The following is a 15,418-nucleotide window of genomic DNA, read 5'->3' on the forward strand; positions in this document are numbered from 1 at the left end:
CTCTCTAGTATAGTTTTTTCGATGTGACATATATTTCTCCCTTTAGTGAATAAGATAGTGCTTTTCCAATTATCCACTGAAACGGGGGAAGGTCAAGAGTTAAGAGTTAAGAGTTAAGAGTTAAGAGTTAAGAGTTAAGAGTTAAGAGTTAAGAGTTAAGAGTTAAGAGTTAAGAGTTAAGAGTTAAGAGTTGCCTTAAAAACAAAAAAGCGGAGAGAACCTCCGCTTGACGAATCGACCGATGATGCGATCAGTTGATGTCTTTGCCTTGCTGCAGTTGTTCGATGGCGCTGGCCATGCTGTCTTTGTTGAGTTGATCGGGGGCCTCTTTGTGCGCCATTTTCGCGTACTTCAGCGCTTTTTTGTACTCACCCACGGCCGAGTAGCCCCGCGCCAGCCCCACGTTCACCGGCCAGGTGTGCGGGTACTTTTTGGCATTGGCCTGGAAAATCTTGAGCGCCTCTTCCTTCTGGCCCTGCGCCAGCAGTTGCCGCCCGAGCGAATGCACCTGAAGGGCCGACGCAGTCGGGTGAGCAATGGCTTTTTCCATCGCGGCCATCGCCTCGTCGGTGCGACCGAGCTTGCTCAGAATCTGCGCTTTGGTCTGCAGGGTGGTGAAGTTTTCTTCGCCGATGTAGGGCATACTCACCGCATTTTCGGCCCACTGGAGCGCTTCTTCCAGGTTCAGGTTTTGTTGAAGCAGGTAGTTGGCGGCGGTGTTCCAGCCCTGCCACGTAAAGCCTGCGGAGCTCTGTAATTCTTTCCGCAGGTTGTCCGCGTACAGTTGGGGCATGTCGGGCACCGCGACGGTGAACGGCAGTTTGATCTTCTCCCACATCAGGGCCACCGTCGTCTGATCGGCTTGGCGGTCGATAAACTCGTAGGTGAGCCACTCGTGCGGTTCGGACGCTTCCGGCTTGGCTTTCACGCGCAGCGCGTCGTCTCTTTCGTCGTAGAAGTAGCTGCCCCAGGCCGTTGCGTTGTTCGAGAAGATCAACGTCCAGTCTTCGTTTTCCATCGGCACCACGTGGAATCCGTAGGTGCCCGCCTGGAGCGGTTGCCCCTGCACCTGCACGTCGTGTGAGAAGGTGATGGTCGTGTTTTCGTTTGCGCCGGCGCGCCAGGGAGCCGGGTTGCGGAGGCCGAAGCCCAGGTCGTTAAAGCCGTAGGGTACCAGTTGGCCCCAGATTTTACCGGTGCGGTCTTCGCCGTTCGGGGCCGTGACGTCCGGGCTGTGGTAGTCGATGGTGACCGAAACCAGATTGCCGATCCATTGCGTAACGGTGGCGTGTTGGTTGTCGCCGCTGGGCGGGAGGGTCACGTTCTGTGCCTGGGTGGCCGCCACGAGTCCCACGGCGAGGAAGAGGGAAAGCGAAATTTTGTGCATAGGGAAGGTAGTTAAACGGTTCAGCATGAAGCCCGCCAAATAAACGCTTTCGGCCGAAGTCTCAAGCGGAATGGGATGAACGGTCGCGGTGGGGGAGGATGCCGATCCCCCGTTTTAGTGCGTAAGACGATTGGTATTGACGACGGGCTGGGCGGCGGGGTTGAACTGGAAACTGTGCACCGAGCCGTCGGCCTGCACCTCCACGATGCGATACCCGTGGTACGCCACGCCCCAGCTCCCGCCGATGTGGCCGTCGAAGCAAAACGATTTCCCCGCCGACACCTTCACGTCGTCGGTCGAATGATCGTGCCCGTGGAAAACGGCCGCCAGGTTGGGCGTTTGCTCCAGCAAGCGCATCACGTCGGGGCAGTCGATGCTGGCTTTGGCCCAGGTCCGCTGCGGAATGTGGAGAAACACAAACACGTGGCTGCGCTTTCGGTGGCGTTGCAGTGCCTCGGCCAGCCAGGCCGTATCGGCGCAAAGGTAGTCTCCCGCGAGGTTGGACGTTTTGCCGACCACGAACCCGATGTCGTTGAGAGCAAAGTCGTGGTTTTCGCCGTAGCCCCACTGCCGTCGCCACACCGCATCCGTCACCTGATCGTGGTTGCCCTTGCTGACGTAATACGGTACCTGCAGCCGGTCGAAATGCGTTTTGACGCGCGGAAGCATCTGCGGATCGTCGTGGATCAGATCACCGTTGAAGAACACAAAATCCAGTCCCCGCTCGCCGGCTTCCCGATTCAGCCAGTCGACCATCTGTGCATGGGTCTCTTCGAAGGGCGTATCCGGTTGTCCGAAATGCCCATCCGATGCCACCGCAAAGCGCAACCTGGGCTTCGCCGTGGGGGACGAGAGGCCGGGTGTCGCCAGCGGAGCCGTAGCCAGGAGCGTAGCCGATTGTTTCAGAAACGAACGACGGGAAGAAGGCATAAGGAAGAGAGATTCGGGGCGTAAACGCGTTCGCCTCAAAGTACGGGGATGCCGGGAGGGATTGCAAACGGGTCACAAAAAGATAATAAGACGAAAACCCTCGGCCGCTCTCCGGGTTATGAAAAGAATGAACGCAACGGAAAAATGGCTTTTGCTGGGCAACCTGGCCTGGGCGGGTTACCTGACCGGGCTGATCTGGTACGTGCAATGGGTACATTACCCCATCTTCGCCCGCGCGCAAACCGACTTCGCCCTGTTTCACCGCGCCCACACGTCCACCACCGGGCAGGTCGTGATGGTCCCCATGCTGGCCGAACTGGCGCTGGCCCTTGCGCTGGTGATCTATGCCGGGCAACGCATCCCGACCGGCTGGGCCTGGGTGGCGCTGGGGCTGGTGCTGCTCGTCTGGGCCGTGACGTTTTTCATTTCCGTGCCGCTGCACAACCAACTGTCGCACGGCTACGACGAAGCGGCAGCACGACGATTGGTCCAGACCAACTGGCTCCGCACCATCGCCTGGACCGCCCGCTTTGGCATCCTCCTGTACGTGGTCAGCCGACAGTTGTAGCGTGTTCGGGAGTAGAACGTATAGGTGGTATAGGGTACAAAGTACAAAGACGTAATCCTACTGCAAGCTTGTAGCCTACACCGTGCAGGCTTGTGGGCAAAATGCAGTTAGCTTTCGGTCGGGCAGCGATCTGCTAAACTTGCGGCAGAAGTGGACCTGTGACCTCTGACCCGCAGCCCTACCCACTCTGAAATTTGCAATTTTTACTCCTCCGTCCGAACCGGTTCTACGGTGTAGCCCGCTTGCCGAAGCAGGTGGATCAGTCCGTCGTTGCCGACGAGGTGCAACGCGCCGACGGCAAAGAACGTCGGCGTTTGCGGCATCATCGCGGCCATCGTGTCGACCCAATGGTGGTTGCGTTCAATCAGAAACACCTCTTCGAAATCGGCATAGCCCGGCGAGGTTTCCAGCATCATCTCGTAGACCGGCCGGAGGTTTTCTTCCTGATAATAGCGCTGCATGTCGGCGAACTCTTTCCGCGTACGCCCGATGTCCTGAATGTCTTCCACCAGTTGTGCGGCTTGCTTGTCGTACGGCATTTTGTCGAACAGCGAAAGTTGGTACTCGGCGGTTTCCAGACCGACGACCTCTTTCTTGGCCTCTTTGGCGCGCATCATCAGTTCCACTTCGTACGACTCAGGTGTGCAGCCCAGCAGCTTGCCGAACATCAGCGAATAAAGCATGAAGGGTTTCATCCGCTGCACTTTGTTGAGCGCCATGCCCAGCGAATCCGAAAAAAAGTGATCGACGAGTTGATAATCCTCGGGCGAGAGCAACGTCTTCAGCGTCAGGTCGTCCGGCATAAACAAGTGCTGTTGCATGGTCAGCACCATGCCCGGATCGTCCATGTCCAGTTCCAGGGCCAGTTGCTCCGTCTGGTGCAGGGCCGCTTGCATGGCGTCCGTCACGTGCAGGTCGCGGGCACAGGTCGCGTGGATGGTGCCGTAGAGGTACGACGGGGCCGCCAGATCCCGGCCGGAGATTTTCCAGAGAAGGGCATTTTCGGTAGAGTCGGCTGGCATGACCGGCGCCAGGTGGAGCAGGAGGGAAAGCAGGAACGTCATGCCCCTAAAGGTAATGGATTGAGTTAAGAGGTCACAGGTCTCACGTCTCAGGGCTCAGGTCCCACATCAAAGGTCCCCGCCCCGTACAACGTACACCTTACCAACTACCACCCGTGGTAAATTATGTAATTTGCCCGCCTACAACGTACCACCTAACGACCTGATGATGAAAGCTTTCTGGATAAGCTGTTTGCTGTGTGCGGGCCCCCTTTGGGCGCAGGAAACCCCACCGGACTGGATGAATCCAGGGATGATCGGCCAGCACAAGCAACCCGCGCACGCGCATTTTATACCCTACCAGGGAACCGCGGCCAGCCGGACGCTGAAGCCGGAAGAGTCGGAGCGGCGGCTTCTGCTCAACGGCACGTGGGACTTTAAATGGATGGCCAATCCCGACGCCGTGCCGGAACGATTCTGGGAGCAGAACGGCGACTGGGTGCAACTGCCGGTGCCGTCCAACTGGCAGGTGTGGGGGCAACTGAACGGGCAGGACTGGGACGTGCCGATTTACACCAACATCAAACATCCGTTCGAGGCCGATCCGCCCCGCGTGCCGCGCGACTACAACCCGACGGGCCTGTACCGGAAATCGTTTACGCCGCCCGCCGACTGGCAGGACAAACGCGTCTTTCTGACGTTCGAGGGGGTGCAGTCGGCGTTTTACCTGTGGGTCAACGGCGAAAAAGTCGGCTACAGCCAGGGCAGCATGACCCCGGCCGAGTGGGACGTGACGCCCTACCTGAAAGCGGGAGAGAATACGCTGGCTGCGGAGGTGATCCGCTGGTCGGACGGCAGTTACCTGGAAGACCAGGATTTCTGGCGGTTGAGTGGCATCTTCCGTGACGTGTACCTGACGGCCCGCCCGCCGGTTTACATGCAGGATTTCCACGTGGTGACCGACCTGGACGACCAGTACCAGAATGCCACGCTGCGCCTGCAACTGACGCTGAAAAACGGGGGAAAGCGAACGTCGCGCAAAGAACGCATCCGCGTTACGCTGGCTTCGCTCGACGGCCGCGCTCTGTTGGTCGACGAGCTGGCCGGACCGAAACGCATCGAAGAGGGAGAAGCCGTCACGCTTTCGTACGAGACGCCGGTGCCGACGCCTGCCCTCTGGACCGCCGAAACACCGAACCTCTACCTCCTGAGCCTGGAACTGCTCGACGCTAAAAAGCACATCGGCGAAGCGACCACCGTACGCATTGGTTTCCGGGAAGTGGAACAGAAAGGAGGCCAGATTCTGGTCAACGGGAAGCCGGTGCTGTTCAAGGGCGTAAACCGCCACGAGCTGGAACCCGAAACCGGGCGGGTGGTCACCGAAGCGATGATGCGCAAGGACATCGAACTGATGAAGCAGCACAACATCAACGCCGTCCGGACGTCGCACTACCCGAATGCGACGCGCTGGTACGAGTTGTGCGACGAATACGGCCTCTACGTGATGGACGAAGCCAACATCGAGAGCCACGAGCTCTGGTCGTGGAAGAAACAGTACATCGGCGACTGGCCCGAGTGGAAAGAAGCGTTTGTAGACCGAGGGCGGTCGATGGCGGAACGGGACAAAAACCACGCGTCGATCATTTTCTGGTCGCTGGGCAACGAAGCGGGCATGGGGCAGAACTTCTACGCGATGGCCGACACGATCCGCGCCATCGACCCGACGCGCCCCATCCATTACGAAAGCCTCAACGAGTACCCGGGCTTGTCCGAATTCGACATTATTTCCACAATGTATCCCTCGACCGACCGCATGATTGAGTTGATGAACCAGGACCCCAGCCGCCCGGTCATCCTGAACGAATACGCGCACGCGATGGGCAATTCGGTCGGCAATTTGCAGGAGTACTGGGACGTGATCGAGCGGTACCCGCGCATGCAGGGGGCGTTCATCTGGGACTGGGTCGATCAGGGGCTTTTGAAGAAACTGGACGACGGCCGCACCTACTTTGCCTACGGCGGTGATTACGGTGATACGCCGAATGACAAAAACTTCAACTTCAATGGCTTGGTTGGGCCGGACCGTACTCCCGAGCCCGAACTGCTGGAAGTAAAACGTGTGTACCAGCACGTGAAATTCCGGCCGGTTGACCTGGCAGCCGGAAAAATCAGGCTGAAAAACGGCTATTTCTTTACGAACCTGAGTGCCTACGACCTGACCTGGACGCTAACCGCCAACGGCAACGTCGTGCAAAAGGGCCGTACCGATGCGCCCACCCTGGCCCCCGGCGACAGCGTGGCGCTGAACCTGCCCATCGAAGCGCTGGTGCCGCAGCCCGGTCAGGAATACTTGCTGCGTGTGGGGCTGGCCCAGAAACAGAAAACGCTCTGGTCGCCCGAGGGGTTTGAAGTGGCTTCGCACCAGTTCCGTCTGCCGATCGAAACCGAGCGCGTCGAAGAGCGTCCCCTGACGGAGATGGCTGACGTACGCTTGCAAAAAGGGAAGGAGAGCTGGACCGTCACCGGCGAGGGCTTTACCCTGACGTTCGATGCGCAGAGCGGGATGCTTACGTCGTGGCAGGCCGAAGGCCAGGAGTTGATTACGCAGGGCCCCCGGCTGAACCTCTGGCGTGCCCCCACCGACAACGACGATGGTGGCGGCGACCGTAGTTTCGGTACGCAGTGGCGTAACGCAGGGCTGCAACACCTGACGCCGACGCTAGACCAGATCGTCGCCCGGCAGGTGCGGCCGCAGGTTGTGCAGGTGGCGGTACGGCAACGGTACGAAGCGACAGGCGGGGCGACCATCTACGAAGGTCGGTACACGATCTACGGGTCCGGCGATGTGCTGATCGACCATACCATTGTGCCTGATTCGACGCTGCCGGTGCTGCCCCGGGTCGGGGTGCAGTGGCACGTGCCTGCGGACGAAGAATTGATGACGTGGTACGGCCGTGGCCCGCAGGAGTCGTACGCCGACCGCCAGCAAAGCGCCTACGTAGGGCTGTACAGCGGTTCGGTGCGCGATCAGGTAACGAACTACGGCAAGCCGCAGGAAAATGGAAACAAGTCGGATGTGCGCTGGGTGGCCTTTACAGACCGCAACGGGCGCGGCCTCTTCATCGCCGGCGACTCGCTGCTGAACGTCAGTGCGCACCACTATACCCTGGAAACTCTGACCAACGCCAAACACCCGACCGATCTGGAAGACGGACCCGACATCACCGTCCACCTGGATTTGCACCAGGCCGGGCTGGGCGGTGACGACAGCTGGAACCCGCGTACCCATGTCCCATATCAGCTAACGCCCCGCACGTACCGCTACCAAACCCGCCTGGTCCCCGTATCGGGCGAACTGACGGCTCCTCAGCGGTACCGTCTGCCCCCGGTAGAACCCATGAAAACGCCGTTTGAAGCCAACACGCGGCGATCACGCTAGCGCCCTTTTCCCATGCAAGACCTTCTTTCGCAGGCCTACGATCCGGAAGCGTTCCGGCAACAGGGCCACCAACTGATCGATCAACTGGCCGACTACCTCGCGCAGGCGCGGGCGGGGACGGCGCTACCGGTCATGCCCTGGCGCGAGCCCGCCGAGCAACTGGCGCGGTGGCAACAGGAATCCGGGCAGCCCAACGATGCCACCGATCCGCTGGCTTTGCTGCAGGCCGTGGTACAGGAGTCGATTCACCTGCACCATCCGCGCTACATGGGCCATCAGGTGTGCGCACCGGTGCCGCTGGCGGCCCTCGCCGGACTGGTCAGTAACCTTCTTAACAACGGGGCTGCCGTGTACGAAATGGGGAGCGTCTCCACTGCCCTCGAAAAGATTGTGGTAGGCGAACTGGCACGTGCCATCGGATTTCCGCTTGACGCCGACGGGGTGCTGACCTCGGGCGGGACCCTGGCCAACCTGACGGCCCTGCTGGCGGCGCGTCAGCTAAAAGCCGGTTTCAACGCCTGGCACGAGGGGACCGAGCCACGGCTGGCCCTGTTGGTCTCGGAAGAGGCGCATTACTGCGTGTCACGCGCCGTGAAGGTGATGGGCTGGGGCGAAGGCGGAATTATAAAAGTGCCGGTAAACGACCGGTTTCAGATCCGACTCGATGCATTGGAGGACTGTAAAGCGCAGGCAGAAGCCGAGGGCCGACAGGTGATTGCCGTCGTCGGAAGTGCTTGTTCTACGTCGACCGGTGCGTACGACGACCTGAACGGACTGGCCGACTTCTGTGACCGTCATGGGCTCTGGCTTCATGTGGACGGGGCGCATGGCGGCGGGGTGGTTTTCTCCGAGAAGTACCGCTCGCGCGTGCGCGGCCTGGAACGGGCCGACTCCGTCGCGATCGATTTTCACAAAATGCTGATGACGCCGGCGCTGGTGACCGGGCTGGTGTTCCGGCAGGGGAAACATGCGTACGCCTCGTTTGCGCAGCGCGCGCAGTATCTGCTGGGCGACACGCCGGAAGACGAGTGGTACAACCTGGCGCACCGCACCTACGAGTGCACGAAGCTGATGATGAGCCTGAAAGTCTACACCCTGTTGCGGACGTATGGCCCGGCGCTATTCGCCCAGAACGTCGACCGGCTCTACGATCTGGCCCAAACGTTCGCTCAGAAAATTCAGGCGCATCCGCAATTTCAGTTGCCCGTTGCGCCGCAGGCCAACATCGTTTGTTTCCGCTACTGCCCCGAAGGCGAAGCGGACCTCAACGCGCTGAACCGGCGCATCCGGCGGCAGTTGCTGGAAGAAGGGAATTTCTACATTGTGCAGACGCAGTTGGGAAGCGACGTCTACCTCCGTACCACCTTGATGAATCCGTTTACGAGCGAGACCGACTTAGACGCTTTGCTAACGGAGGTGGAGCGCATCGGCACGACAACCCAAACTACGAGGGTAGAGGCATGATCGCTGAAAAGCGTGGCTAGCCCGTACCGCTCCTAACTGCTCTCGATCAGTTCCTCGGCGTTTTTGAGAGACACCGCCGTCGGAGGTTCGCCGCTGATCATCTGCGCAATTTCGGCGACACGTTCCCGTTCGGTGAGGTGGCGGATTTTGCTGACCGTCCGTTCGGCCGAACTGTCTTTGTAAACGTAGTAGTGATCCTGCCCACAAGCCGCGATTTGCGGCAGGTGCGTGATGGCGATGACCTGGTGATTCCGCCCCATCTGCTTCATGATGCTGCCCATTTTGATCGCGATCTCGCCCGAAATGCCGGTATCGATCTCATCGAAAATGATGGTCGGCAAGGCCGTTTTGTCGGCCAGAAGGTACTTCACGCTCAGCATCAACCGCGAAAATTCACCGCCGGAAGCGACCTGTTTCAGGGGTTGCGGGGCAATGCCCTTGTTGGCCGAGAAGAGAAACGAAATCTGGTCGGCACCGCTGTAGGTAGGCACAATCGGGTCGAGTTTCATCTGAACCGTGCTGTTGGGCATGCCCAGACTCCGCAGCGTTTGCAACAGTTCCTTTTCGATGCTGCCCAGCACCGCCTTGCGCGATTCGGTGAGGTGGGTCGCCGCCTGTTGCAGTTGTTTTTGCAGGGCTTGCAGTTGCTTTTGCGTCGACGCAATCTGTTCGTCGTAGTTCAGAATAGCGTCCACGTCCCGTTCCAACCCCTCGGCGATGTCGATTAATTCTTCCGTTGTGGAAACGCTGTGCTTTTTTTGAAGTGAGAAGAGCGTATCGAGCCGATCCTGCAACAGTTCGGTCTTGGCCGGATCGACCTCCACCTTCGTCTCTTCGCTGCCCAGTTCGTCGGCAATGTCGCGTAGCTCAATCAGGCAACTTTGCAGGCGGTCGCGCAGGTGCACGTAGCTTTTCGAGTAATGGCTGATCTTGTCCAACCCCTGCGAAGCGCTCTGCACCTGCTGGTCGGCGGCACCTTCGGCGTTGGTCAGGTATTCGAGCGCCAGCACCAGCCGCGATTTGATCTCCTCTGCGTTTTCCAGTACTTCCAGTTCGGACTCGATTTCCTCCTGTTCGCCCCGGCGCAGTTGGGCTGCGTTCAGTTCTTCCAGAAGAAAGTTCTTGTAGTCCAGCTCTTTACGGGCCTGAGCTGCGGCTGCTTGCAGTCGCTGAAACCGATCCTCGGTCTCGCGAAACGCGTGGTAGATTTGATGATAGACGTCGCGTAGCGCCTGGTTCTGCGCGTACGAATCCACCACGTTGATCTGAAACTGGTTGGTGGCCAGCATCAGGTTGTCGTGTTGCGAGTGGATGTCCATCAGGTACGAGCCCAGCGCTTTGATGACGTCGAGGGTTGCGGGCGTATCGTTCACAAAGGCGCGCGATTTGCCACTCGGCGAAATTTCCCGGCGGATGATGCACGTCTCGTCGTAGTCGAGTTCGGACGTTTCGAACAGGTGCCTCAGGTCGTACGCGGAGATGTCGAACGTGCCTTCCACCACGCATTTTTTCTGCTGGTCGTAGACCAGGCGCGAATCGGACCGGTTGCCCATCAGTAACCCTAGGGCCCCCAGCATGATCGATTTACCCGCACCGGTTTCTCCCGTAATGATGTTCAGCGCGCGCCCGGGTTCCAGATCGAGGTGATGGATGAGCGCGTAATTCTTAATGAGAAGATGTTTGAGCATGATGTCGGCGAATCTCCACGGGTGGTTCCTGCGCATACGCAAAGGACGGTCCCTGAGATGCAGTGCAAAAGTACGGCAACGCGGTGGGGATTGACAAATGGCACCAACGGAGGGAAGGTCAGTTCTTCACCAACTCCTCGTACTGGTCGGTTTTTGTGGGATCGAGTTCGGCCAGCAGGTTATACGCCTGCTGCTTTTCCTGCGGCGCTCCCTTGGTGAACATGGAAATGAGTTCGTCGCGCTTGGTATCGAAAAACAGGTTGGCCACGAGGCAAATCGGCTTTTGTTTCCGCACGGTCTGAATTTTGGTCAGCATGTCGAGTGCCTGCGCACGGGCCTGGTCGGCGTCTTTCTGGAAGTTGTCCAGCCCCAGGCGGTAGTAGTTGTAGAGGCCTTCGCGGAACGGTTCTACCTGCGGGTTGAGCATGTTTTCGGTCAGCCAGTAGCGTTCGTTCGTGCCGTCGAACGCTTTCCAGCCCGTCCCGCCCGACTGCGAGGCGTTGGTCGCAATCTGTTGTGCTTTCAGGAAAAAATTCCGGCCGCCCATTTTCGAGAAGGTGTCGTAATCGTAGCCGAGGATGATGTTGGCATAAAACGCCAGCAGTGAAGTCAACTGGCTGGAATACGAGTTTTCGTTGAAATCCATCGGCTGGTTCTGCGTGTACTCGAACTTCCAGCTCTGGTCCAGGTAGTTGAACACCAGCGTCTGGTAGTTTGTCCCGTAAACCGGACGCGACGACTGGATTTGCACGCGGGCGTTGTATTGCCCCTGCGGCAGATTGCCCCGTTCGTTGTCGAGCGTGATGACCAGGTTGCAGTTGATGCGCTCTTCCACCGAATACGAGTCGCCGGTCCAGCGGCGCGTGTTCATGAAGTTGGCGATGGAAGTCTGCATTTGCGGAAAAATGGAGCGATCCACGTTCTGCACAGCGTCGTCCACAATCACGACGTTGCAGTTGAGTTCCTGCGCGAAAGCTGGAACGGCCAAAATGAGAATGCTCAGTAGCGTGACACCTAAACTACGCATGCGTAAGAGGTCGTTTATCGTGTGAGAAGTCATCTGAAGTTGTGAGGCGGAGCCCGGCCCGCCCACCACGGGAGCGGTTTTCTTCCAACCTTATTCGTTGGCGCTGAGTTCCTTGTGTTGGGGTAACGTCCGAAGGGAGGCTACCATTGTGTCGACCAGGTCGCGGGCCACCTCGACTTTCGATTTCAGGGCAAACTGGCGCACCTCGCCGTTGCGTCCGTGCAGCGTTACTTTGTTGGTATCGTGCCCGAACCCCGCGCCCGGATCGTTCAGCGAGTTCAACACAATCCAGTCGAGGTTTTTCCTGGTGAGCTTGCCAAGCGCATGGTGCTCTTCGTCGTGTGTTTCGAGCGCAAAGCCTACCGTCAGTTGTCCCGGCCGTTTGCGTTTGCCGAGTTCCTGCGCAATGTCGGGCGTCCGTTTCAGCGGAATGAACAAATCGTCGTCTGTCTTCTTGATTTTCTGCGTCGCCACTTCGCGGGGAGTGTAATCGGCCACGGCTGCCGCAAACACCGCCAGATCGGCCTCGGCAAAGGGGGCTTGCGCGGCGTCGAACATCTCCTGAGCCGTTTGTACACGGCGCGTCTGGATGCCGGCCGGATCGGGCAGATGCGTCGGGCCGCTGAGGAGCGTTACGTCGGCTCCTTCGTCGCGGAGCGCTTCGGCCAGGGCGTAGCCCATTTTGCCGGTCGAGTGGTTGCCGATGAACCGCACCGGATCAATCGCTTCGAACGTAGGGCCGGCCGTTACGAGGGCTTTTTTTCCCGCCAGCCGCTTGCGTGTCGGCGCAAAAAACGCTTCCAGGGCCGCCACAATGTGCTCGGGTTCGGCCATGCGTCCGGTGCCGTGCAGGCCGCTGGCGAGTTCGCCCTGTTCGGCATCGAGCACCCGGTTGCCGAACGAACGCAGCCGCGCCAGGTTTTCGACGGTGGTGGGGTGGGCGTACATGTCCAGGTCCATCGCCGGAGCGACAAATACCGGACAGCGGGCCGAGAGGTAGGTGGCCAGCAGCAGCGTATCGCACTGGCCGTGCGCCATTTTGGCGAGGGTGTGTGCGCTCAGCGGCGCAATCACCAGGGCGTCGGCCCAAAGGCCCAGTTCCACGTGGTTGTTCCAGCTGCCCTGCGCATCGCGCACAAACTTCGAAAGGGCCGGGCGCTTCGACAGGGTCGCCAGCGTCAGGGGGGTAATAAAATCGGAAGCGGCCGGGGTCATAATGACCTGCACGTCCGCTTCCGATTTAATCAACAGGCGCGTTAGCAACGCAGCTTTGTAGGCGGCGATGCTACCACAAACGCCCAGAATTATTTTTTTGTGCTGAAGCACTACTGTTCACTGCTCTCTTCCGACTCGTCGCGATACCGGAACATCACTTTGTCTTCCAGAAACTCTTCTACAGCCACTTGCGAAGGCTTCGGGAGCTTTTCGTAATATTTCGAAATTTCGATCTGCTCGCGGTTCTCGAAAATCTCTTCCAGGTTATCAACGGTCGAGGCGAACTCTGACAATTTGTTGCTCAACTCTTCCTTGATGGTGCTGGAAACTTGCCGTGCCCGTTTGCCGATGACGACAATCGACTCGTATACGTTCTGCGTCGGGGCAGCAATTTTCTCCAGGTCGCGTGTGATCAGAGAAGAGACGTTGGATGTTTTCAGAGACATGGTTAACTATCTAGTATGAAATCAAAGACTACGTAAAACACCGGGCTTAGCGCCGGGCGTTAGGATTGTTCAGTTCGGCCGAGGCGCGGTCGTACAGGCTTTCGGCCGTCCGCACGTATTGGCTGTCAGGATATTTGTCGATAAATTTTTCGTACGTGGCGATGGCGTCGAAATACCGCTCACGCTTTTTTTCCGAAGTGCTGAGGCGCGCCATCTGGTACTGGGCATCGAGTTTCAGGTACAGCGCCTCTTCGTTCAACGGCGAATCCGGAAAATCGTTCGAAAACTCGCCCAGCGCAATCACCGCCGATTCGAAATAACGAATGTCCGACTGCGCCCGTTTGTGGTAAAGCGCGGCATTTTCGAACGCTTTGCGCTCCAGCTTGGCCCGCAGCTGGTCGAGCATGGCGTAAGAGCGCTCCCGGTACTGCGAGTTGGGGTAGAGGTTCAGGAAGTTCTCCAGCGAGGTGATGGCTTCGTAAGTATTGGCCTGATCCAGGTTGTACTTGGGCGAATCTTCGTAAAGCGAAACGGCCTGCATAAAACGGGCTTCTTCGGCCATGGGGCTGCGCGGATACGTCTCGAAAAACGACTTGAAGTAAAACGCGCTCATCACCAGTTGCTTCAGATAATACTGGGCATAGGCCTGATAAAACTGCGCCTGTTCGGCTTCGGCGCGTCCCCGCATCAGCGGAATCACCTCTTCGAGCAGAAGCGAAGCCCGGTAATAGTCCTTTTCTTCGTAGTACTTGAGCGCCGCTTTGTACTTCAGGTCTACATTGGAGCTTTTCTGAATACGGTTAAATTCGCTGCACGCTCCGGTCAGGAGAAGAAACGGAAGGGCCAGGTATATCCACCAACGGGTTTGCATAAGGGCGCAAAGATACGGGTTTCTGAGTTGATTACAATGAAGGTAACGATCCCGTCGCAGGAACCTTATGTAGGACGTAAATTTTTCGGGGAGCGCGGCCGGCAAGGCGCGACACGGCTGACGATCTTTCTCCGTTTAAACTCGTATCTCTGCAAAATGGTGCCATCCCGTCTTTTTTCTCAGCCGTCGTGGGGCCGCCTCTGGTGGGCAGGCGTGCTTGTGCTGTGGCTGGCGGGATGCCGGGAAGCCCCCCACCCGCGCCGACTTGCCGAAATAAGGGCTGATCCCGCCGCGTTTACGCTTTCACTGCAACAGGTGGCGGCGCAAAACGATCTGTCGTTCGTGCGGAACGTGCGGTTGGTGGCGGTCGACGGGGAACCTTATTATCAGGTGAAGGACGCCCGGCACCGGTTTCGCTACTTCCACGGGCAAACGGGCGAAGCGTTGCAGGACGGCGACCGGCACTACGCGCTGCACCTGGCGGGCCTCGTACCGGAAAACCAGGTGACGCCCGAGGTGGTCCCCGTAGCGCAGGCAGAAGGGAGTGCCGTCCGGTCGGTCTGGCGTGTCACGGACCAGGACGGCTGTGCGATTTACGTCTCGACGGAGCAGGGACGGCGGCTGTACCGCATCCGGCCCTGGCAACAAAAAATACAACGACTGGAAACGTGGTTAGGAGGAATTCAAACGACCGCGCCGCCTGCGGTAGAAACCAGTCTGTTCTCCATCTCCGACCTGCGTTGGCCGACCGACCGCCTTCTGGCGCGTTACCCCGATCTGCAAAACCTCTCGCTCGTCAAAATGCCCTACGAGGACAAAGGGCTGGACCCGGACGGCAAGCCGATTCCGACTTTGTTTTACCGCCTGACGTTCCCGGGCAGGTCGCCGGGTTACGTGAATGCGGAAACGGGGGCGGCGCTTCCCGAAGGAGAACAAATCTACGGGCGGTACCTGGCGAACCTGATCCGCAGCCGACAGGAACAGGCGCGCAACGGCGGGGTGTTTTCTACCTGCAACCGCCGCACTTACGTGCCCGACGGCCGCGAAGTTGTCGAAGCGGGCATTCTGGAGACGCTTGTGCTGTCGGAGCCAGCGCTGCCCGCCACCCTGCCCGGCGAAAAGGAATTGGTCAAGGTTGTCTACAACACGTCCGATCTGCTGACCTACTACGTCGACCCGGCAACGGGGCGGCTGGTCACAACCACACACGGCCGGAAACGCCACCGCGACTTCTTTTCTACCCTGTTCTCGCCCTTTTTTCGGTAATTCTTTACCTTCCACCCACCCGAAGCCGCACTAGGCACCGGGATTGCGTCGTTACAACAACGAGGCGAAAGGCTCCGCGTACGCAACTTTTTGTGGACGAACGGGGTCTTGAAGAG

General features: G+C 58.8%; 12 protein-coding genes. 4 read left to right on the top strand and 8 right to left on the bottom strand.

Annotated features, from left to right (window positions below; translation table 11 throughout):
- Nucleotides 1–250 precede the first annotated feature (250 nt).
- Nucleotides 251–1,387 (bottom strand): DUF2911 domain-containing protein, encoded by a 1,137-nt coding sequence (locus BLR44_RS00005; RefSeq protein WP_176955831.1) that lies wholly within the window; start codon nucleotides 1,385–1,387, stop codon nucleotides 251–253.
- A 114-nt stretch (nucleotides 1,388–1,501) separates the two neighbouring features.
- A complete protein-coding gene (locus BLR44_RS00010) occupies nucleotides 1,502–2,317 on the bottom strand; it encodes a metallophosphoesterase family protein (protein WP_089677675.1) in 816 nt (271 codons plus the stop codon).
- Nucleotides 2,318–2,444: 127 nt separating this feature from the next.
- Here BLR44_RS00010 and BLR44_RS00015 point away from each other — a divergent pair, with 127 nt between their 5' ends.
- On the top strand, nucleotides 2,445–2,885 hold the full coding sequence (locus BLR44_RS00015; RefSeq protein ID WP_089677677.1) for a DUF1772 domain-containing protein: 441 nt from the start codon (nucleotides 2,445–2,447) through the stop codon (nucleotides 2,883–2,885).
- Nucleotides 2,886–3,088: 203 nt separating this feature from the next.
- Here BLR44_RS00015 and BLR44_RS00020 read toward each other — a convergent pair whose 3' ends face one another.
- The gene (locus BLR44_RS00020; RefSeq protein ID WP_089677678.1) at nucleotides 3,089–3,949 is read right to left on the bottom strand and encodes a TraB/GumN family protein; all 861 of its coding nucleotides are present in this window, start codon (nucleotides 3,947–3,949) and stop codon (nucleotides 3,089–3,091) included.
- 163 nt (nucleotides 3,950–4,112) lie between these two features.
- On the opposite strand from BLR44_RS00020, the gene BLR44_RS00025 reads away from it, so the two are divergent.
- Together BLR44_RS00025 and BLR44_RS00030 are read left to right on the top strand one after the other, a co-directional pair.
- Entirely contained in the window at nucleotides 4,113–7,325 is a 3,213-nt protein-coding gene (locus tag BLR44_RS00025) for a beta-galactosidase, LacZ type (protein WP_143017035.1), read from the top strand.
- A 12-nt stretch (nucleotides 7,326–7,337) separates the two neighbouring features.
- Entirely contained in the window at nucleotides 7,338–8,789 is a 1,452-nt protein-coding gene (locus BLR44_RS00030; RefSeq protein ID WP_089677683.1) for a pyridoxal phosphate-dependent decarboxylase family protein, read from the top strand.
- Between the two features lie 32 nt (nucleotides 8,790–8,821).
- On the opposite strand, the gene recN is transcribed toward BLR44_RS00030, so the two are convergent.
- The 5 genes from recN to BLR44_RS00055 form a co-directional block, all read right to left on the bottom strand.
- Nucleotides 8,822–10,477 (bottom strand): DNA repair protein RecN, encoded by a 1,656-nt coding sequence (gene recN, locus BLR44_RS00035; protein WP_089677685.1) that lies wholly within the window; start codon nucleotides 10,475–10,477, stop codon nucleotides 8,822–8,824.
- Between the two features lie 118 nt (nucleotides 10,478–10,595).
- Nucleotides 10,596–11,504 carry a type IX secretion system protein PorD gene (locus BLR44_RS00040; protein WP_176955832.1) on the bottom strand — a complete coding sequence of 303 codons (909 nt, stop codon included), beginning with the start codon at nucleotides 11,502–11,504 and terminating at the stop codon, nucleotides 10,596–10,598.
- A 90-nt stretch (nucleotides 11,505–11,594) separates the two neighbouring features.
- Nucleotides 11,595–12,830 (bottom strand): bifunctional phosphopantothenoylcysteine decarboxylase/phosphopantothenate--cysteine ligase CoaBC, encoded by a 1,236-nt coding sequence (gene coaBC, locus BLR44_RS00045; protein ID WP_089677689.1) that lies wholly within the window; start codon nucleotides 12,828–12,830, stop codon nucleotides 11,595–11,597.
- Nucleotides 12,830–13,165, bottom strand: a complete 336-nt coding sequence (locus tag BLR44_RS00050; RefSeq protein WP_089677691.1) for a DNA-directed RNA polymerase subunit omega — start codon at nucleotides 13,163–13,165, stop codon at nucleotides 12,830–12,832. Before BLR44_RS00050 ends, coaBC begins: the two co-directional genes overlap by 1 nt.
- A gap of 46 nt (nucleotides 13,166–13,211) precedes the next feature.
- Nucleotides 13,212–14,036 carry an outer membrane protein assembly factor BamD gene (locus tag BLR44_RS00055; RefSeq protein ID WP_089677693.1) on the bottom strand — a complete coding sequence of 275 codons (825 nt, stop codon included), beginning with the start codon at nucleotides 14,034–14,036 and terminating at the stop codon, nucleotides 13,212–13,214.
- 156 nt (nucleotides 14,037–14,192) lie between these two features.
- On the opposite strand from BLR44_RS00055, the gene BLR44_RS00060 reads away from it, so the two are divergent.
- Nucleotides 14,193–15,302, top strand: coding sequence for a hypothetical protein (locus BLR44_RS00060; RefSeq protein WP_143017037.1), 1,110 nt, complete (start codon nucleotides 14,193–14,195; stop codon nucleotides 15,300–15,302).
- Nucleotides 15,303–15,418: the final 116 nt, after the last annotated feature.

Source organism: Catalinimonas alkaloidigena (assembly GCF_900100765.1).
Lineage (GTDB): Bacteria > Bacteroidota > Bacteroidia > Cytophagales > Flexibacteraceae > Mooreia > Mooreia alkaloidigena.